The following is a 19,930-nucleotide window of genomic DNA, read 5'->3' on the forward strand; positions in this document are numbered from 1 at the left end:
ATGACACTCTCCCCGTCCAGCATCGAGCAGGTCATCCCCGGCCAGGGGGCGATGGCGCAGCCGTCGGCCCGGGCACGCCGCCGCCGGTTCCGCTTCGTCGCCAACGCCAAGGCCGCGACCGGCCTGGCAGTCCTCGGGGTGTACGTGCTCCTGGCGGTGATCGGGCCGTGGATCGCGCCGTACGACCCGGACGCGCGCAGCGCCGACGTGCTCCAGGCGCCCTCGGCCCGGCACTGGTTCGGCACCACCCACCTCGGGCAGGACATCTTCAGCCAGATCCTGGTCGGCGCGCGCAGCGTCATGGTGGTGGGCCTGATCGCCGGCGTGCTCGCCACGATCCTGTCCATCCTCATCGGCGTGACCTCCGGCTATCTGGGCGGCGCGGCCGACGAGGGCCTGTCGGCGGTGTCGAACGTGTTCCTGGTGATCCCGGCGCTGCCGCTGATCATCATCGTCACGTCCCTGGTCGACCAGGCCGGCGACATGCTCGTGGCGCTCATCATCGGCCTCACCTCGTGGGCGTGGGGCGCCCGGGTGCTGCGCGCGCAGACGCTGTCGTTGCGCCGCCGCGACTACGTCGAGGCCGCCCGCGCCACCGGCGAGCGGACCTGGCGGATCATCGGCTTCGAGATCCTGCCGAACCTGACCGCGATCATCGCCTCCGGCTTCGTCGGCACCGTCATCTTCGCGGTGATGTCGGAGATCACCCTGGCGTTCATCGGCATCTCGTCGATGACGTCGTGGAACTGGGGCACGATCCTGTTCTGGGCGCAGGGACAGCAGGCCCTGGCGCAGGGCGCCTGGTGGTGGTTCGTCCCGGCCGGGCTGGCCATCGCGCTGCTCGGCACCGCGCTGGCGCTGATCAACTTCGGCATCGACGAGTTCGTGAGCCCGCGGCTGCGCACCGGCGGCCGGACCCGCATCCGTACCGCCGACGGTCGCGTCGTCGCGATGCGCGTCGGGTTCACCCCGGTGCTCGCGCCGGTCACCGCGTCGGTGCCGATGCAGGCGCGCGACGCCGACGGCCGGCCGCCCGCCGACGCCGTCAGGCCGCCCGCCGACGAGAGAGGGAAGCGCGCATGAGCGACCAGGTGCTGGAGATCCGCGGCCTGTGCGTCGACTACGGCGTCGGCGCGGACGCGGTCCGCGCGGTCCGCGACGTCGACCTGACGCTGCACCGCGGCGAGGTGCTCGGCCTGGCCGGGGAGAGCGGCAGCGGCAAGTCCACGCTCGCGTACGGGCTGACCCGGCTGCTGCCCCCGCCCGGCGTGGTCAGCGGCGGCCAGGTCATCTACCACCCGGGCGACGGCCCGCCGGTCGACGTGCTCACGCTCAGCCCGGCGAAGCTGCGCGAGTTCCGCTGGGCGGAGACGTCGATCGTGTTCCAGGGCGCGATGAACTCGCTCAACCCGGTGCACAAGGTCTCCACGCAGCTGCTCGACGTGATCCGGGCACACGAGCGCAGGAGCACGTCGGCGAGCCGGTCGGCCCGGGCCAAGGAGCTGCTGCGCCTGGTCGGCATCTCCGCCGACCGGCTGGACAGCTACCCGCACCAGCTCTCCGGCGGCATGCGGCAACGGGTCATGATCGCGATGGCGCTGGCGCTGGAACCGCAGGTGGTCATCATGGACGAGCCGACCACCGCGCTGGACGTGGTGATGCAGCGGCAGATCCTCGGCCAGCTCGCCGAGCTGCGCGAACGCCTCGGCTTCGCGGTGCTGTTCATCACCCACGACCTGTCGCTGCTGGTCGAGTTCTCCGACCGGATCGCGATCATGTACGGCGGGCGGATCGTCGAGGAGGCGCCCGCCACCCGGCTGTACCGGGAACCGCTGCACCCGTACACCGAGGGGTTGCTGCACTCGTTCCCGGCGCTGCACGGGCCGCGCCGCGAGCTGACCGGCATCCCCGGCTCCCCGCCGGACCTGCGCGCCATGCCGTCCGGCTGCGCGTTCCACCCCCGCTGCCCGAAGGCGTTCGACGGGTGCGACGAGCAGGTGCCGGTGCTCGGCGCCCCGCGCGTCGACGACCCGGCGCGGGCCGTCGCGTGCCGGCTGCACCCGGCCGTCGCGCCCCTGTCCCGCTGACCCGCCCGACACCACCCGCTACCTGCGAGGAGAACCATGGACACCGACCTCACCCGCCCGTCGTCAGTCGCCGGCGCGGACCCGATCGACACGCTGCCGCCGACCTTCCGGTGGGGGGTGGCGACGTCGTCGTACCAGATCGAGGGCGCGGTGGCCTCCGACGGCCGCACCCCGTCCATCTGGGACACGTTCTGCCGGGTGCCGGGCGCTGTGGCGAACGGCGACAACGGCGACGTGGCGTGCGACCACTACCACCGGATGCCGCAGGACGTCGCGCTCATCGCCGACCTGGGACTGGACACGTACCGGTTCTCGGTGGCCTGGCCCCGGGTGCAGCCCGGCGGGCGCGGCCCGGCGAACGTGGCCGGGCTGGCCTTCTACGACCGGCTGGTGGACGAGCTGCTCGGCCGGGGCGTCGAGCCGTGGGTGACGCTGTACCACTGGGACCTGCCGCAGGAGCTGGAGGACGCGGGCGGCTGGCCGAACCGGGACACCGCGTACCGGTTCGCCGACTACGCGGAGCTGGTCTTCGCCGCGCTCGGCGACCGGGTCCGCACCTGGACCACGCTCAACGAGCCGTGGTGCTCGGCGATGCTCGGGTACGCCTACGGCGACCACGCCCCGGGGCGGCGGAACCTGGGCGACGGCATCGCCGCGGCCCACCACCTGCTGCTCGGGCACGGGCTGGCGACGCGGCGGCTGCGCGAGGCGGCCCGCTCCCCGATCGAGCTGGGCCTGACGCTGAACCTGTCCACCGCCGACCCGGCCACCGACAGCGCGGCGGACCGGGACGCCGCGCGGGCCGCCGACGGGCTGGCCAACCGGCTCTACCTCGACCCGGTGCTGCGCGGGGCGTACCCGCAGGACGTGATCGCGGACCTGGCCGCCGAGGGGGTACGTATCCCGGTCGAGGACGGCGACCTGGACGTCATCGCCACCCCGATCGACGTACTCGGGGTCAACTACTACTTCGGGCAGCTGCACTCCGGCGTGGACGAGCAGGGCCGGGACCGCGACGACGAGGGCAAGCCGGTACGCCGGGTGGTCCGCCGCGACCTGCCGCGTACCGCGATGGACTGGGAGATCGTGCCGGAGTCCTTCACCGACCTGCTGGTGCGCCTGCACCGCGACTACCCGGGCACGCCCATGGTGATCACCGAGAACGGCGCCGCGTTCGACGACACGCCGGACGCCGACGGGTTCGTCGCCGACGACGACCGGGTCGGCTACCTCACCGAGCACCTGCGGGCGGTGGCCCGGGCGCGGACGGCCGGCGCCGACGTGCGCGGCTACTTCGCCTGGTCGCTGCTGGACAACTTCGAGTGGGCGTACGGCTACGACAAGCGGTTCGGCATCGTCCGGGTCGACTACGACACGCAGCGCCGCACCCCCAAGCGCAGCGCGCTGTGGTACCGGGACACCGTGCGGCGGGTCCGCGGGCAGCGCTGACGCCGCGGCGTGGGGGGCCGGGCCGGTCAGTGACGCCGGCCTTGCCCCCACGCCGGAACCGGGCGGGCGGCCGGGTCGCGGGCCACGCCGCCGTCGCGCAGCAGCCGGGTCATCGGCAGGGTGGCCGCGCCCATCGCGACCGCGTCCGGTCCGAGCCGGCACAGCTCGATCGAGGTCTGCGCGTACGGCTGCCGCAGCGCGTGCCGCGCGGTGGCCTCGCGGATCGCGGGCAGGTGCCGTTCGCCCAGGGCCAGCCCGGCCCAGCCGCCGAGCACCACCCGCTCCGGGTTGAACAGGTTGACCAGGTTCGCCACCCCGGCGCCCAGGTAGCCGACCGTCTCGTCGATCACCTTCGCGGCGGTGCTGCCGGTGGAGCGCAGCAGCTCACCGAAGGCGGTCTCCTCGTCCGCGCCGGGTGCCGGGCGGCCCCGGTTGGCCTGGCGGAACCGGTCCAGCACCGCCTCCGCCCCGACGTACGCCTCCAGGCAGCCGAGGTTGCCGCAGCGGCAGCGGCGGCCCCCGTACACGATTGTGGTGTGGCCCCACTCCCCGGCGCTGCTGTGCGCGCCGCGGTAGCCGACGCCGTCGGCGACCACGCTCGCACCGACGCCGGAGCCGACCAGGGCGACCACCGCGTGCCGGACGCCGCGGCCGGCGCCGAACCACATCTCGGCCTGGCCGAGCGTCTTCGCGCCGTTGTCCACGTGCACAGGTACGTCGGTGCCGGCGCGCAGCATCGCGCCGAGCGGCACGCCGTCCCAGCCGAGCGTCTGGGCGTGCACCACGGCGTCGGCGGTGCGCTCGACGGTGCCGGCGACGGCGACGCCGAAGCCGAGGACCGCGGCCGGGTCGACGCCCGCCTGCTCGGTGACAGCGGCGAGGCCGTGACGCAGGTGCGCGGCGACCTGCTCGGGGTCGGGGTCGGCCGCGGCGATCGGGTACTCCGCCTTCGCCAGCGCGGTCATGCTCAGGTCGAACAACTCCACCTGGACCCGGGTCTCGCCGACGTCGGCGCCGACCAGGTAGCCGTAGCCGGGCGCGACGCGCAGCAGCACGCGGGGGCGGCCGCCGTCGGACTCGACCGAGCCGGCCTCCTCGACCAGGCCCTCGTTGATCATCTCACCGACCAGGTTGCTGACGCTGGCCAGGCTGAGCGCCGTGGACTGGCCCAGCTCGTGCCGGCTGAGCGGGCCGTCCAGCCAGATCCGGGTCAGCAGGACCGACCGGTTGGCCCGGCGCATGTCGCGCACCGTGGTGCGTCTGGCGTCCACGTCCGCCGCCGTCCTTCCCGGCCGCCCGCGGGCGGCTTTCGTTCCTGCTTCACGCCCTGAACGGGGTGGTGACAGGGTACGCCGCATTTACACTTAACAAAGTTAACTGATAACCTCCGGCGCATCGATGAGGAGGTATGTCATGCGACTCGGACGTGGGATGACCGCTCTGCTCGGTGGCGTCGCGCTGCTCGCCGCCACCGCTGCCGCCCTGCCCGCCACCGCCGCCACACCGGCCCGCGCCGTCGGCGCGCTCGTCGCCTGTGACGCGCCGGCCTGGGCCGAGGGCGTCACCTGGACCGCCGGCAGCCGGGTGACCTATAACGGCCGGCTCTACCAGGCGCTCGTCACGCACACCCCGCCCGCCGGCGCGGGCTGGAACCCGGCCGCCGTACCGGCGCTCTGGACCGACCTCGGCGCCTGCACCGGCGGCACGCCGTCGCCGAGCCCCACCACCCGGCCGCCGTCGCCCTCCCCCACCGCCTCCCCTTCCCCGACCGCCTCCCCCACGCGGACGCCGACGCCCACGCCCACTGTGTCGTCCAGCCCGACCACGCCGGGCGGAGACACCTGCGCGCTGCGGTCCCGGCCGTCCGGCAAGGTGCTCCAGGGCTACTGGGAGAACTGGGACGGCGCCGCGAACGGCGTACACCCCGGCCTCGGCTGGATCCCGATCACCGACTCCCGGATCACCGGGCACGGCTACAACGTGGTGACCGCAGCGTTCCCGGTCATCCGCGCCGACGGCACCGCGCTCTGGGAGGACGGCATGGACGCCGGCGTCAAGGTGCCCACCCCGGCGCAGGTGTGCCAGGCCAAGGCCGCCGGGCTCACAGTGCTGCTGTCCATCGGCGGCGCCACCGCCGGCATCGACCTCAGCTCCAGCGCGGTGGCCGACCGGTTCGTCGCCACCGTCGTGCCGATCCTCAAGCGGCACAACTTCGACGGCATCGACATCGACATCGAGACCGGCCTGACCGGCAGCGGGAACATCAACCAGCTCTCCCCCTCGCAGGCCAACCTGATCCGGATCATCGACGGGGTGCTGGCCCAGATGCCGGCCGGCTTCGGGCTCACCATGGCGCCGGAGACCGCGTACGTCACCGGCGGCAGCGTCACCTACGGCTCGATCTGGGGCGCGTACCTGCCGATCGTCAAGAAGTACGCCGACAACGGGCGGCTGTGGTGGCTGAACATGCAGTACTACAACGGCTCGATGTACGGCTGCGCCGGTGACTCGTACCCGGCCGGCACCGTGGCCGGTTTCGTCGCGCAGACCAACTGCCTCGACGCCGGCCTGGTCGTGCAGGGCACCACCATCCGCGTACCGCTCGACCGGCAGGTCCCCGGGCTGCCCGCGCAGGTCGGCGCCGGCGGCGGCTACATGAGCCCGGCGCTGGTGGCCCAGGCGTGGAACACCTACCAGGGCCGGCTCAAGGGCCTGATGACCTGGTCGGTCAACTGGGACGGCTCGAAGGGCTGGACGTTCGCCGACAACGTCCGCTCGCTCCAGGGCCGCTGAGACGCGACGCGGGGACCCGCCGGACGGGCGGGGCCCCGCGCCGGGTCAGCCGATCTTCTTCGGGGTGATCTTCTTCGGCGTGGTCGGGGAGTCCAGCCAGGCGTTGATCAGCGCGGTGAAGTCGCGGCCCGTCTGCTTGTTGACGAAGGCGATGAACGAGGCCCGGTCCTGCGGCGTGTTGCGCTGCTCCTGGACCCAGGCGCGGGCCAGCGCGAAGAACGCCGCGTCGCCGACCGTCCGGTGGATCTCGCGCAGCATCGCCGCCGGGCACAGGTAGACGTTCCCCTCGGCGAACCGCTTCGGGTCGGGCCGGCCGGGCGGACCCAGCTTCTTGCGCAGCACGGCGTCACCCTCGCGCAGGTAACGGTCCAGGCTGACCTCGCTGAGCTTCAGCGTCTCCTTGGTGTACAGGTCCTGGATGTACTTCGCCCAGCCCTCGTTCAGCCACAGGTCCGTCCAGGTGGTGGGCGTGACCGAGTTGCCGAACCACTGGTGGGCGTACTCGTGCAGCAGGTCGCTGCCCCAGCGGTCCCGGCGGGCCGTGGTGTTCTCGATCTTCCGGCCCATCGTGATCATCTGCTGGGTCTCCATGCCCGACGCCGAGTCCACCACCACGACGCCGCCGGAGGGGAACGGGTACGGACCGAACTTCTTCTCCAGCCAGGCCAGGTACTGCGGGGACTTCTTCAGGTACGGCAGCAGCTTGTCGTCCGCGCCCTTGCGGTACCAGTAGGTCAGCGGCACGCCGCGCGGCCCCGCCGCGGTCAGCTTCTGGTACTTCCCCACCGCGAGCGTGGTCAGGTAGGTCGCGACCGGGTCGGTGCTCCGGTAGCTGAACGTGGTGCCGGACTGACCGGCGGGCGTGCCGCCGGCGATCGCGGACCAGCCGGCCGGCACTGTCACCCGGATGTCGTAGAGGGCCTCGTCCGACGGCTGGTCGTTCGCCGGGTACCAGGTGAACGCCCCGAACGGCTCCTGCATGGTCCAGAGGCCGCCCTCCTTGGTGACGGTGAGACCCAGGGCCTCGGTGTCCTTGCGGTGCGACGGCATCGGGGTCGTCTTCGGCCGGCCGTGGTAGGTGACCACCAGGGTCACCGGCTCGTCCGCCACCACCGGGGCGGACACGGTCAGCTTCTCCTTCGCCACCGCGCCGGGAACCGTAGCGCCGTCCAGCGTGACGCTGTCGAGCTGGTAGGGCATGAAGTCGAGAACCAGGCTCGGCGCGTCCTTCACCGGCCGGATCCGCAGCGTGGCGGTGCCGGTGAGGGTGGTGGTCGACGGCGCCCACTCCAGCGCGAGGTCGTAGTGCAGGACGTCCAGCGCGTCGGTGCCCCGGGCCGGATAGACCGGGTCGGCCACCGGCGTCGACCGCCCCGCCTGCCAGGCGGCGTAGTCGACGGCGGGCGCGGTCGGGCTCGGCGGAGTGGAGGCGGAGGGGGTCGCGGCCGGGGTGGCGGGAGCGGTGGTGCACCCGGCGACGAGCAACGGTACGAGGAGCATGATCAGGGTTACGGGGCGGCGCATCAGCGCACCCTACGGCAGTGATCGATCTTCGTGGGGGCGTCTCGGCTGGCGCGGGTTGCGAGACCCTGCGAGGCTGGCGCTCGTGTATGACTACGACCTGCTGGTGCTGGGCTCCGGACCGAGTGGACAGAAGGCGGCGATCGCCGCGGCGAAGCTGGGCCGCCGCGTCGCGATCGTGGACCGCCGCGACATGCTCGGCGGGGTGTGCATCAACACCGGCACCGTGCCCTCCAAGACGCTGCGCGAGGCGGTCCTCTACCTGACCGGGCTGAGTCAGCGCGACCTCTACGGCAGCAGCTACCGGGTCAAGGAGGACATCACCGTCGCCGACCTGGCCGCCCGTACCCAGCACGTGATCACCCGGCAGACCGACGTCATCCGCAACCAGCTGGCCCGCAACAAGGTCTCGCTGATCACCGGCACCGGCCGGTTCGCCGACGCCCACTCCGTCTGGGTCGACGCCGGCTCCGGCCGGGAGACCCGGGTCAGCTTCGACAAGGCGGTCATCGCCGCCGGCACCCGCCCCGCCCGCCCGGACAGCGTCGACTTCGACGACCGGACGATCGTCGACTCCGACGGCGTCATCAACCTCCAGGCCGTACCGCGCAGCATGGTCGTCGTCGGCGCCGGCGTGATCGGCATGGAGTACGCGTCCCTGTTCGCCGCGCTCGGCACCAAGGTGACAGTGGTCGAGCGCCGCCCGCGGATGCTCGACTTCTGCGACGAGGAGATCGTCGAATCCCTGAAGTACCACCTGCGGGACCTGTCGGTGACCTTCCGCTTCGGCGAGGAGGTGGCCGCCGTGGAGAAGCACCGCAGCGCCGCGCTCTGCGTCCTGCGCAGCGGCAAGAAGATCGCTGCCGACACGGTGATGTACTCGGCCGGGCGGCAGGGGCAGACCGACGACCTCGCGCTGGAGGCGGCCGGGCTCACCGCTGACCACCGGGGCCGGATCACCGTCGACGCCGACTACCGCACCACCGTCGAGAACATCTACGCCGTCGGCGACGTGATCGGCTTCCCCGCGCTGGCGTCCACCTCGATGGAACAGGGCCGGCTGGCCGCCCAGCACGCCTGCGGCGAACCGGCGCGCGGCATGTCGGACCTGCAACCGATCGGCATCTACACCATTCCGGAGATCAGCTTCGTCGGGAAGACCGAGGAGGAGCTGACGGATGCGTCCGTCCCGTTCGAGGTGGGCATCGCCCGCTACCGGGAGCTGGCCCGGGGGCAGATCGTCGGCGACTCGTACGGCATGCTGAAACTGCTGGTCTCACCCGAGGACGGGCGGCTGCTCGGGGTGCACGTGTTCGGCACCGGCGCCACCGAGATCGTCCACATCGGGCAGGCCGTGATGGGCTGCGGCGGCACAGTCGACTACCTGCTGGACGCCGTCTTCAACTACCCGACGCTGGCGGAGGCGTACAAGGTGGCCGCCCTCGACGCCGCCAACAAGATCCGCAACATCACCCGGATCGACACCTGACCCTGCCCTCTCCCTGGGCCGGCTCGACGTCGCCAGACTCGTCGCGCTACTTCACCATGCGAAATTGTGGATGCGTCAACCAAACTGTCAGGAGATCGGGCTCGACGACGTGGTAGATGTGCCGGGTGCCACCGGCGGCCACGTAGGGGATCTCGTGCCATGCCCCGCCGAGCATCCTGAGGGTCTCCCGGGATCCGGCCCACCACTCCTCGATCCCGGTACCGGCCTCGACGGCATCGAGGACGCGGACTCTCGCCGGAGGTGGGACCGGTAGTGGACCGGTGAGATCGATCAGGCCGCCGTACCGGTGCGCTATCGCTACCGCGAGATGCGCCAGGAACCGGTGGTCGTCCACGCCGTTCGCCGCCGAGGCCAGAACGACCTCTGTCGCGGGCCGGAACCCGGCGGCGCGCGCCAGAAATGTTGCCTCGTCCGGATCCTCCACGTCCCAGTCATCCGGCTCGACCAGCATCGGCCCGGTAACCGGTGACTCAGCCTGCCAGCCCAAGCGGGACGGCTCTCGGAGCAGCCACCAGTCGCCGGTCTGGTTGGTGAGCGCCTCCGCCAGCCAGACCCGGAACAGTTCGACATGCGAAGCGGTCCACGGATCGGGCAGCAGGACTGCGACACAGGGCCCGGCCACGGCCCCATCATGCCCGTACGCCCACGGCCGCGCTCAGGGGAGGGTGGGTCAGCGGCCTGTGGCGTAGCCCTGGGCGCCTCGGGGGTTCGCCGCCGCGGAGAGGACCCCGGTGCGCGGGTCGCGCGTCACCGCGCACATGCGGCCCAGGCTCCACGGGTCGGACAGGCGGACGGTGTGGCCCCTTGCGCGCAGGCCCGCCAGCACGTCGCCGTCGATCCGGTCCTCCAGCACCAGCACGCCCGGCTCGACCTCGCGTGGATAGAACGACGCGGGGAAGCTCGTCGTGTGCCACGTCGGCGCGTCGATCGCCTCCTGCAACTCCTGCCCGCCGGCCAGGTGCCGCAGCAGGAACAGCAGCTGCCACTGGTCCTGCTGGTCGCCACCGGGCGTGCCGCAGGCCATCACCGGCTCGCCGTCGCGGAGCACGAGCGTCGGGCTGAGCGTGGTACGCGGACGCCGCCCCGGCCGCAGCGTGGAGGCGAGCCCCTCCTCCAGCCAGCACATCTGCAACCGGCTGCCGAGCGGGAAGCCCAGCTCCGGGATGACAGGTGAACTCTGCAGCCAGCCACCGCTGGGCGTGGCGGAGATGATGTTGCCCCACCGGTCCACCACGTCGACGTGGCAGGTGTCGCCGCGGGTCACGCCGTCCGCCCGTACCGTGGGTTCGCCGGTGCTCGGATCCTGCGGGACGGCCCCGCGACCCACGTCGGTGTGCAGGTGGGACGGGAGCCGGGGCGGCTCGCCCGCCGGGCTGCCGGGACGCAGCGTCGTGTCGGCACGGTCGCCGACCAGCGCGGCCCGCGCACGGGCGTAGCCGGCCGACAGCAGCGCGGAGCCCGGGACGTCGGTGTCGCCGTACCAGGCCTCCCGGTCGGCGAAGGCGAGCTTCAGCGCCTCGGCCTGCGCGTGGACGCCGTCCAGACCGGACGGATCGTAGACCGCCGGGTCGTCGAGCGCGTCCAGGATCGCGAGCGTCTGGAGCAGCACCGGGCCCTGGCCCCAGAAGCCGGTCTTGGCGATCGTGTGCCCGTGCCAGTCCAGCGTGACCGGTTCCTCCCAGGTGGCCGACCATCCGGCCAGGTCGTCGCCGGTGACCAGCCCGGCGTGCGCACGCCCGCTGGAGTCGCGGAACGGCAGCCGGCTGAACGCGTCGATCGCCTCGGCGACGAAACCCTCCCGCCAGGCGCGCCGGGCCGCCTCGATCTGCGCCTCTCGGTCCGCACCGGCGGCCCGTCCCGCGTCGACGAGGCGGCGCAGCGTGTCCGCGTACGCCGGGTTGGTGACCATCTCCCCCGGCGCGGGCGGACGGCCGTCGCGGAGCCAGAGGCGCGCGGAGGTCGGCCAGTGGTCGGTGAACAGCGAACGGACCCGCGCGACGGTCTGCCCGGCCGGGCCGACCAGCGGATGGCCTGCGGCGGCGTAGCCGATCGCCGGTTCCAGCACCTCGGCGAGCGTTCGGGTGCCGTGGTCGCGCAGCAGCAACAGCCAGGCGTCGACAGCGCCCGGCACGACGGCGGCGAGCGGACCGGCGCCCGGCACGAGGTCCAGGCCGAGCGACCGGAAGTGGGCGACCGTCGCGGCCGCAGGGGCCGGGCCCTGACCGCACAGCACCCGCGGGGTGGGGTCGGTCGCGGTGGCGAGGACCGCGGGCGCCTCGCCGGCCGGGCCGTTGAGGTGCGGCTCCACGACGTGCAGCACGAACCCGGCGGCCACCGCGGCGTCGAAGGCGTTGCCGCCGCGTTCCAGCACGCCCATCGCGGACTGGCTGGCCAGCCAGTGCGTGGACGAGACCATGCCGAACGTGCCGCGCAACGTCGGCCGGGTGGTGAACGCCATGGGCGCGAGCCTACGGCGTGCCGGCGGCGTCGGCGTGCGTCGTCGCGGCCTCCCCCACGCCGCCGTCCCGGTCGCCGTCGAGCGGGAACAGGCACGCGGCGTGGTGGTCCGTGCCGACCTCGGCGAGCGCCGGATCGGTCTCGGCGCACGCGGGGCGGGCCTGGGGGCATCGGGTACGGAAGCGGCAACCGCTCGGCGGGTCCACCGGGCTCGGGATGTCGCCGGTCAGCACGATCCGGCGGCGCTCCCGCTCCACGCGGGGGTCGGCCACCGGCACCGCCGACAGCAAAGCCGCCGTGTAGGGGTGCGCCGGGTGCCGGTAGATCCGCTCGGGTGGGCCGGTCTCGACGATGCGGCCCAGGTACATCACCGCGATCCGGTCGCTCATGTGCTCGACGGCGGCCAGGTCGTGCGCGATGAACAGGTAGGTCAGCCCCAGGTCGCGTTGCAGGTGCCGGAGCAGGTTCATGATCTGCGCCTGCACGCTCAGGTCCAGCGAGGCGATCGGCTCGTCCAGGACGATCAGGTCCGGCTCGCCGGCCAGCGCCCGGGCCACGCCGACGCGCTGGCGCTGGCCGCCGGACAGCTCGTGCGGATAGCGGCCGGCGGTGTCGGCGCGCAGGCCGACCAGGTCCAGCAGCTCCGCGACCCGGTCCCGCCGGGCGGCGGCGGACCTGGCGAGCCGGTGCACGATCAGCGGCTCGGCGATGCTGTCGCCGACCGTACGGCGTGGGTCGAGCGACGCCTGCGGATCCTGGAAGACCATCGCCACGTGGCGGCGCGTCGCGCGCAGGCGGCGGCGCGACCAGCGGGTCACGTCCGCGCCGGCCACCCGGACCCGTCCGGCGGTCGGGTCGACCAGCCGCAGCAGCGCCAGGCCGGCTGTGGACTTGCCGCTGCCCGACTCGCCGACCAGCCCGAGCGTCTCGCCCCGGCGTACGGCGACGCTGACGCCGTCCACCGCGCGGACGGTTCCGGCCGGGGTCGGGAAGTGCACCTTCAGGTCGTCCAGCTCGGCGACCACGTCCGGGGTGTCGGCGCTCATCCGGCCTCTCCACGGTAGAAGGTGCGGACCGCGTGCCCGTCGCCGACCGGCGTCAGCGGGGGCAGCTCGTGCTCGCAGCGGGGGTCGGCGCGTACCGGGCAGCGCGGCCAGAACGCGCAGCCGGGCGGCAGGTCCAGCGGGCTCGGCGGCGAACCGGGGATGGCGACCAGGTCCTCGCCGCGGCGTGACGGGTCCGGCCGGGCCGCCAGCAGCGCCCGGGTGTACGGATGGGTGGGCGTGTCGAACACCGCGTCGACGGGGCCCTGCTCGACGATCCGCCCGCCGTACATGACCGCCACGGTGTCCGCGATGCCTGCCACCACGCCCAGGTCGTGGGTGACCCAGACGACGGCGGTGCCCAGCCGGGCCTGGAGGTCGGCGACCAGTTCGATGATCTGCGCCTGCGTGGTGACGTCGAGCGCGGTGGTCGGCTCGTCGGCGATCAGCAGGTCCGGCTCGCAGGCGAGCGCCATGGCGATGGCGACGCGCTGGCGCATGCCGCCGGAGAACTGGTGCGGGTACGCGTCGACGCGCCGCGCGGCCGACGGGATGCCCACCAGTTCCAGCAGCTCCACCGCCCGGTCGCGGGCGGCGCGGCGGGTCAGCCCCAGGTGCTCCTCGGCCGCCTCGGTGACCTGCCGGCCCACCGGCAGCACCGGGTTGAGCGAGGTCATCGGGTCCTGGAAGACGAACCCGACGTGCCGGCCGCGTACCTTGCGGCGGCGGTCGTCGGGCAGCGCGGTCAGTTCCGTGTCGAGCAGCCGGACCCGGCCGGTGACTGTGGCGGCGCGCGGGGCGAGGCCGGTGGCGGCGAGCAGGGTCATGCTCTTGCCGCTGCCGGACTCGCCGACCAGCGCGAACGTCTCCCCCTGCCGCACCTGCCAGGACACCCCGGCGACGGCACGGACCGGGCCGCGGCGGGTGCCGACTGTGACGGTGAGGTCGTCCACTGACAGCACCGTCGAGTCGGTCATGGTGGGGTGCCGGCGCTGGCTCGGCATGGGCTCGGTGCGCTCGCTCATGGGGTGCTCCTGCGGGCCTCGCCCAGGGTGAGCTGGCGCGGGTCGAGCACGTCGCGCAGCGCGTCGCCGACCAGGTTGAACGCCAGTACGGTGAGGAAGATCGCCGCGCCCGGGAACACGCCCAGCCACCACGCGTCGGTGACGAAGCCGCGCCCGTCGAACAGCATCCGGCCCCAGGCCGGCGCGGGCGGCTGGATGCCGAGGCCGAGGAAGGACAGCGCGGCCTCGGAGAGGATCGCGAACGCCAGCGACAGCGACGTCTGCACGATCAGCGGCGCGGCGATGTTCGGCAGCACGTGCCGGCGCATGATGCGCAGGTCGGACGCGCCGATGGAGACGGCGGCCCGGACGAACACCTGCTCGCGTACGGAGAGCACGCCGGCGCGGGTGATCCGGGCGAAGATGGGCGTGTAGACCACGCCGATGGCGACCATGGCGGTGAGCAGGCCGGGGCCGAGCACCGCCACGATGGCGACCGCCAGCAGCAGCACCGGGAACGCGAACAGCACGTCCATGCAGCGCATGAGCACGCTGTCCAGCCAGCCCCGGTAGTAGCCGGCGAACAGTCCGAGCGTCACGCCGGCGACCAGCGCGATGCCGACGCTGACGGCGCCGACCTGCAGTGACACGCGGGCGGCGACGAGCACCCGGCTGAGCACGTCGCGGCCCAGTTCGTCGGTGCCGAACGGGTGCGCGCCGCTGGGTGGGCGCAGCATCTGGTCCACGTCGACGTCGTTGACGCCGGCCGGCGCGAGCCACGGGCCGGCCACACCGACCACCACGAGCAGTACGAGCACGATCGTGCCGCCGACGGCGAGCGGGTCGCGGCGCAGCGCGTCCAGGACGCGGCGTCCGGTGCTCTCGGTCGTGGCGCTCACTTGACCGTGATCCTCGGGTCGAGGCGGGCGTAGAGGATGTCCACCAGCAGGTTGACCAGCAGAAACAGGGCTGCGACGAGCAGCACCGCGCCCTGCAGGACGGGATAGTCGCGGGCCTGCACGGCGTCGAAGGTGAGCCGGCCGATGCCGGGCCAGGCGAACAGCACCTCGATCACGATGACGCCGCCGAGCAGGCTGGCGAGCTGCACCGCGACCACAGTGACCACCGGGATGAGCGCGTTGCGCAGCACGTGCCGCACGATCACCACCCGGTTGCGCAGCCCTTTCGCCTCGGCGGTCCGCACGTAGTCGGCGGAGAGCACCTCCAGCACGGAGGAGCGGATGAACCGGGTGAGGATCGACGCGGTGACCAGGCCGACGGTGACCGCCGGCAGCGCCACGTGGGTGGCCCACCTGCCGGGGTCGTCGGTCAGCGCCACGTAGCCCGAGGGTGGCAGCCAGCCGAGCACCCCGGCGAACAGCAGGATGCCCATGATGCCCATCCAGAAGTCCGGCACGGAGACGCCGAACTGGCTGAACACGCGGGCGGCGTGGTCGACCGCGGAGCCGCTGCGTACCGCCGCGACGATGCCCAGCGGGAACGCCACCAGTAGCGCGAACACCACGGCGGTGACGGCCAGCGACAGCGTGGCGGGCAGCCGTTCCAGCACGATCTGGCTCACCGGCTGGCCGGTGCGGAAGCTGACCCCCAGGTCGCCGGTGAGCGCGTGCCCGAGGTAGCTGGCGTACTGCACCGGAAGCGGCTGGTCGAGGCCGGCGCGTTCGCGCAGCGCGTCGTACGTCTGCGGGTCGAACCGGGTGCCGAGCGCCACCCGGACCGGGTCGCCCGGCACCAGTTGCAGCAGCAGGAACACCACGAGCGTGACGCCGACCAGCACGACCGCCGACTGGAGGACCCGCCGCAGGACGAAGCGGGCCATCACTTCGCCAGGGCGACCGACCGGAACCGGATCGCCCGGTCGGTGCGCACCTCGTAGCCGGAGACCTTCTTCGACCAGCCCTGCACCACGTCCGGGTTGTAGAGGTAGAGGTAGCTGGCGTCGTCGACGATCTGCTTCGCCGCCTGCTCGTACGCCTGCTTGCGGGCGCCCTGGTCGGTCTGGGTACGGGCGTCGTCGAGCAGCTTGTCGACCGCCGGGTTCTTGTACTTGTGGAAGTTGAAGGTGCCGCCGCTGTGGTGCTGGGCGTAGTAGAACTCGTCCGGGTCGATGTTGCCGAGCCAGCCCAGCATGAACCCGTCGAAGTTGCCCTTGGCCTGCTCGTCGAGCCACTGGGCGAAGTCCAGCGTACGGATCTTGACGGTGATGCCGACGTCCTTGAGCTGCGCGGCGATGACCTGCGCGGCGGTGACCGTCTCCGGGTACTCGCTGGTGACCATCAGGTCCATGGTCAGGTTGCTCACGCCGGCCTGGCCGAGCATCTGCTTCGCCTTGCCCGGGTCGTGGCTGTAGGGCGCGTAGTCGTAGTAGAACGCGCTGGCCTTCGGGATGGCGGTCTGGTTGACGGTGGCGAGCCCGAACTTGGCCGCCTTGGTGATCGCCTCGCGGTCCAGCGCGTAGCCGATGGCGCGCCGCACCTCGGGGTTGTCGAACGGCTTGCGGGCCTCGTTGAGCGCCACGTACCAGTAGTCGGTGGAGGCCGCCGACTTCACCACCGGGTCGTCGCCGTCCTGCAACGACTTCACCTGCTGGGGCGGCAGGTTGTCGGTCCACTGGACCTGGCCGCTGCGCAGGTTCTGCAACGCCACCGTGGGGTCCTTGACGAAGGTGAACGTGACGCCGTCCAGCTTCGGCTTCTCCCCCCAGTACGAGTCGTTGCGGACCAGCTTGACGCTGTCGCCGGAGGTGTAGCCGGCCACCTTGAACGGGCCGCTGCCGACCGGCGCGGTCTTCACCTTGCCGGACTCGACGTTGGACTTCTCCACGATCGCCACGCCCTTGAAACCGCCGAGGTTCGCCAGCAGGTTCGGCGTGGGCGCGCTCAGCGTCACCACCACTGTGGCCGGGTCGGGCCCGGTGACCGACTTGACGGTGGCGAACTTGTACGCGTTGTTCAGCTTCTCCTTGATGATCCGCTCGTACGAGTAGACGACGTCCTCGGAGGTCAGCGGCGACCCGTCGGAGAACGTGACGCCCTCGCGCAGCGTGAACGTCCAGGTGAGCTGGTCGTCGCTGGTGGTCCACTTCGTCGCCAGCGACGGCACCATCTTGAGGTCGGCGTCCGGCTCGACGAGCGTGTCGTAGACGTTCTCCAGCACCTGGAAGCTGTAGTACGCCGAGGTCTTGTGCGGGTCGAGCTGGTCCGGCTCGCCGCCGATCGCGGCGTTGAGGACACCACCGGCGCCGCCGGCGTTCCCCCCGCCACCGACGTCGACCGCCTCGCCGCCGGTGCATCCGGACAGGACGCCGACTGTCAGTGTGAGTGCGGCACCGAGCACACCGAGCTTTTTCCTGGACACAGGCCCCCCTAGCCACTTCCCGGACAAAAGAAAGTTTCGGCGAGTCTTCTCCCCGAGCGGGATGATGTCAACGAATACCGCCAAAGTGACTGGTCGACCGCCGCTTGCCGGTGCGGAGTGAACGGTGGTTCAATCCGGGCCCCGACCCGATCCGCCACCAGCGCTGGGAGTTGCCGCCGTGACCACACACGAGGTCGTCAACCAGGTCCCGCCGATGGTCGGCCACGACACCGCCGACGACCCGGCGCTGCGCGACGGCGTGGCCCGCGAGGGCGCCGGCTGGGCGCTGCCCGGGCTGCACGAGCTGGGCCGGCTCGCCGGTGGCGAGGAGGCAGCCGAGCACGGTCGGCTCGCCAACGAGCACCCGCCGGTGCTGCGCACCCACGACCGGTACGGCCACCGCATCGACGAGGTGGAGTTCCACCCGTCCTGGCACGAGCTGATGCGTACCGCCGTCGGTCACGGCCTGCACGCCGCGCCGTGGGCCGACGACCGGCCGGGCGCGCACGTGGCCCGGGCCGCCGGCTTCTACCTGTGGCGGCCCGACGCCGGGCACGGCTGCCCGATCTCGATGACCTACGCGGCGGTGCCCGCGCTGCGGCACAGCCCGGACCTGGCCGCCCGGTACGAGCCGCTGCTCACCACCCGCGAGTACGACTTCGGGCTGCGCTCGCCGCAGACCAAGCGCGGCCTGCTCGCCGGCATGTCGATGACCGAGAAGCAGGGCGGCTCGGACGTCCGCGCCAACACCACCACGGCCCGGCCCGAGCCGGACGGCAGCTACCGGCTCGTCGGGCACAAGTGGTTCACCTCGGCGCCCATGTGCGACCTGTTCCTCACCCTCGCCCAGGCGCCCGGCGGCCTCACCTGCTTCCTGGTCCCCCGGGTGCTGCCCGACGGCACCCGCAACCCGATGCGGCTGATGCGGCTCAAGGACAAGCTCGGCAACCGCTCCAACGCCTCCGCCGAGGTCGAGTACGAGCACGCGGTGGCGTGGCGCGTCGGCGACGAGGGCCGGGGCGTGCGCACCATCATCGACATGGTCAACCTGACCCGGCTCGACTGCGTGATCGGCGCGGCGGCCGGGATGCGCCACGGCGTGACCACAGCCGTGCACCACGCCACCCACCGGCGGGCGTTCGGCGACTACCTGGCCGACCAGCCGCTGATGCGCAACGTGCTGGCCGACCTGGCGGTGGAGTCCGAGGCGGCCACCGTCCTGATGGTCCGGCTGGCCGGCGCGACCGACCGGTCCGCGCGCGGCGACGACGGCGAGACGGCGTTCAAGCGCCTCGCCCTCGCCGTCGGCAAGTACTGGGTGTGCAAGCGCTGGCCGGGACACGCCGCCGAGGCGCTGGAGTGCCTGGGCGGCAACGGCTACGTGGAGGAGTCCGGCATGCCGCGGCTGTTCCGCGAGTCGCCACTGAACTCGATCTGGGAGGGCTCCGGCAACGTCGCCGCGCTCGACGTGCTGCGCGCGCTCACCCGGGAACCGCAGGTGCTCGCCGCGTACGAGGCGGAGGTGGCCGCCGCGGCCGGCGCGGACGCCCGGCTGGACGCCGCGGTGCGCCGGGTGCGCGACGAACTGGCCGACCACACCGACCTGGAGCTGCGCGCCCGGCGGGTGGTCGAGCGGCTGGCGCTGGTGCTCCAGGGCTCGCTGCTGGTGCGCCACGGCCACCCGGCGGTCGCCGACGCGTTCTGCGCGTCCCGGCTCGACGGCGACCACGGGCAGGCGTACGGGACGCTGCCGGGCGGACTGGACCTCGCCGCGATCATCGACCGCGCCACTCCCAAGATCGGCTGAGGGTGTGGTGATGCGACTCGCCTCGGTACACCTGTATCCGGTCAAGTCCCTCGGCGGCGTCGACGTCGACCGGGCCGATGTCCAGCCGTGGGGGTTGCGTCACGACCGCCGCTGGCTGGTGCTGCGCCCCGACGGCCGCAAACTGGGCTCGACCGCCCTGCCGGCACTGCTCGGCCTGACCGCCGCGCCCGGCTCCGGGTCGATCACGCTCACCGCCCGCGACGGGTCGTCGCTGACAGTCGCCGAGCCGGTGGACGGGCCGCCGGTCGCCACGGACGTGTCCCGGCTGGACACGGTCCGGCTCGCCGCCGACGAGGCACACGACTGGCTGTCCGCGCGGCTGGGCCGGCCCGTACGGCTGGCCTGGCTGGACGATCCGCGCCGCCGGCCGATGTCGGCCGAGCACGGCGGTGGGCCCGGCGATCCGCTGAACCTGTCCGACGCCGGGCCGCTGCTGGTCGCCACGGCGCCGTCGCTGCGGCGGCTGCGGGACTGGATCGTCGAGGGCGCGCTGGAACGCGGCGAGCCCGCGCCGGAGCCGCCGGCGATGGCCCGGTTCCGCCCGACTGTGGTGCTGGACGGGCCGTTCGAACCGTTCGCCGAGGACGGCTGGAGCAGGGTACGCATCGGCGCCGTCGACTTCCGGGTGTCCGAACGCTGCGACCGCTGCTCGGTGACGCTCATCGACCCGGAGACGCTCGCGACCGGGAAGGAGCCGATCCGCACGCTGGCCCGGCACCGGCGCTACGACGGCAAGACGTGGTTCGGCGTCCGCCTGGTCCCGCTGAGCACCGGCGAGATCCGGGCCGGCGACGAATGCGAGGCGACATGACCGCCCGCCGTTCGACACCGTGCTGCTCGCCGGGGCGGGTGGACTGAGC

At 72.8% G+C, this 19,930-nt stretch carries 16 protein-coding genes; 7 read left to right on the forward strand and 9 right to left on the reverse strand.

The features are described from left to right. The 3 genes from IF06_RS0117990 to IF06_RS0118000 are packed head-to-tail and all read left to right on the forward strand — an operon-like array spanning position 1 to position 3,536. Positions 1–1,083: an ABC transporter permease gene (locus IF06_RS0117990; protein ID WP_030272348.1), complete on the forward strand. Its 1,083-nt coding sequence runs from the start codon at positions 1–3 to the stop codon at positions 1,081–1,083. Then, positions 1,080–2,087, forward strand: coding sequence for an ABC transporter ATP-binding protein (locus IF06_RS0117995; protein ID WP_030272350.1), 1,008 nt, complete (start codon positions 1,080–1,082; stop codon positions 2,085–2,087). Before IF06_RS0117990 ends, IF06_RS0117995 begins: the two co-directional genes overlap by 4 nt. A 36-nt stretch (positions 2,088–2,123) precedes the next feature. Next, positions 2,124–3,536: a GH1 family beta-glucosidase gene (locus tag IF06_RS0118000; RefSeq protein ID WP_030272351.1), complete on the forward strand. Its 1,413-nt coding sequence runs from the start codon at positions 2,124–2,126 to the stop codon at positions 3,534–3,536. Between the two features lie 26 nt (positions 3,537–3,562). Here IF06_RS0118000 and IF06_RS0118005 read toward each other — a convergent pair whose 3' ends face one another. Next, a complete protein-coding gene (locus tag IF06_RS0118005) occupies positions 3,563–4,807 on the reverse strand; it encodes an ROK family transcriptional regulator (protein WP_013476852.1) in 1,245 nt (414 codons plus the stop codon). 142 nt (positions 4,808–4,949) lie between these two features. Here IF06_RS0118005 and IF06_RS0118010 point away from each other — a divergent pair, with 142 nt between their 5' ends. Beyond that, the gene (locus tag IF06_RS0118010; protein WP_030272353.1) at positions 4,950–6,329 is read left to right on the forward strand and encodes a carbohydrate-binding protein; all 1,380 of its coding nucleotides are present in this window, start codon (positions 4,950–4,952) and stop codon (positions 6,327–6,329) included. 45 nt (positions 6,330–6,374) lie between these two features. Here the strand turns inward: IF06_RS0118010 and IF06_RS0118015 are convergent, their stop codons facing one another. After that, positions 6,375–7,853, reverse strand: a complete 1,479-nt coding sequence (locus IF06_RS0118015) for a M1 family metallopeptidase (protein WP_030272355.1) — start codon at positions 7,851–7,853, stop codon at positions 6,375–6,377. An 82-nt stretch (positions 7,854–7,935) separates the two neighbouring features. Between IF06_RS0118015 and sthA the strand changes: the two genes are divergently transcribed. Then, positions 7,936–9,339 carry a Si-specific NAD(P)(+) transhydrogenase gene (sthA, locus tag IF06_RS0118020; RefSeq protein WP_013286248.1) on the forward strand — a complete coding sequence of 468 codons (1,404 nt, stop codon included), beginning with the start codon at positions 7,936–7,938 and terminating at the stop codon, positions 9,337–9,339. 46 nt (positions 9,340–9,385) lie between these two features. Here the strand turns inward: sthA and IF06_RS0118025 are convergent, their stop codons facing one another. Genes IF06_RS0118025 through IF06_RS0118055 form a run of 7 tightly spaced genes read right to left on the reverse strand, consistent with a single transcriptional unit; the run spans position 9,386 to position 17,242 of the window. Next, a complete protein-coding gene (locus tag IF06_RS0118025) occupies positions 9,386–9,982 on the reverse strand; it encodes a DUF6368 family protein (protein WP_030272356.1) in 597 nt (198 codons plus the stop codon). Positions 9,983–10,030: 48 nt separating this feature from the next. Next, a complete protein-coding gene (locus tag IF06_RS0118030) occupies positions 10,031–11,818 on the reverse strand; it encodes a gamma-glutamyltransferase family protein (RefSeq protein ID WP_030272358.1) in 1,788 nt (595 codons plus the stop codon). A gap of 10 nt (positions 11,819–11,828) precedes the next feature. Beyond that, positions 11,829–12,863 (reverse strand): ABC transporter ATP-binding protein, encoded by a 1,035-nt coding sequence (locus tag IF06_RS0118035; RefSeq protein WP_030272360.1) that lies wholly within the window; start codon positions 12,861–12,863, stop codon positions 11,829–11,831. Then, positions 12,860–13,837, reverse strand: coding sequence for an ABC transporter ATP-binding protein (locus tag IF06_RS0118040; protein ID WP_030272361.1), 978 nt, complete (start codon positions 13,835–13,837; stop codon positions 12,860–12,862). Before IF06_RS0118040 ends, IF06_RS0118035 begins: the two co-directional genes overlap by 4 nt. A gap of 44 nt (positions 13,838–13,881) precedes the next feature. After that, complete coding sequence (locus IF06_RS0118045; protein WP_013476858.1) at positions 13,882–14,763, reverse strand: ABC transporter permease; 882 nt, start codon at positions 14,761–14,763, stop codon at positions 13,882–13,884. Then, on the reverse strand, positions 14,760–15,704 hold the full coding sequence (locus IF06_RS0118050) for an ABC transporter permease (protein ID WP_030272363.1): 945 nt from the start codon (positions 15,702–15,704) through the stop codon (positions 14,760–14,762). Before IF06_RS0118050 ends, IF06_RS0118045 begins: the two co-directional genes overlap by 4 nt. Next, positions 15,704–17,242: an ABC transporter substrate-binding protein gene (locus tag IF06_RS0118055; protein WP_030272365.1), complete on the reverse strand. Its 1,539-nt coding sequence runs from the start codon at positions 17,240–17,242 to the stop codon at positions 15,704–15,706. The genes IF06_RS0118050 and IF06_RS0118055 overlap by 1 nt, the downstream gene beginning before the upstream one ends. A gap of 178 nt (positions 17,243–17,420) precedes the next feature. Between IF06_RS0118055 and IF06_RS0118060 the strand changes: the two genes are divergently transcribed. Then, positions 17,421–19,049: an acyl-CoA dehydrogenase family protein gene (locus IF06_RS0118060; protein ID WP_030272367.1), complete on the forward strand. Its 1,629-nt coding sequence runs from the start codon at positions 17,421–17,423 to the stop codon at positions 19,047–19,049. Between the two features lie 10 nt (positions 19,050–19,059). Then, entirely contained in the window at positions 19,060–19,881 is an 822-nt protein-coding gene (locus IF06_RS0118065) for an MOSC domain-containing protein (RefSeq protein ID WP_030272368.1), read from the forward strand. Positions 19,882–19,930 lie beyond the last annotated feature (49 nt).

Source organism: Micromonospora globosa, from assembly GCF_000717585.1.
Lineage (GTDB): Bacteria > Actinomycetota > Actinomycetes > Mycobacteriales > Micromonosporaceae > Micromonospora > Micromonospora aurantiaca.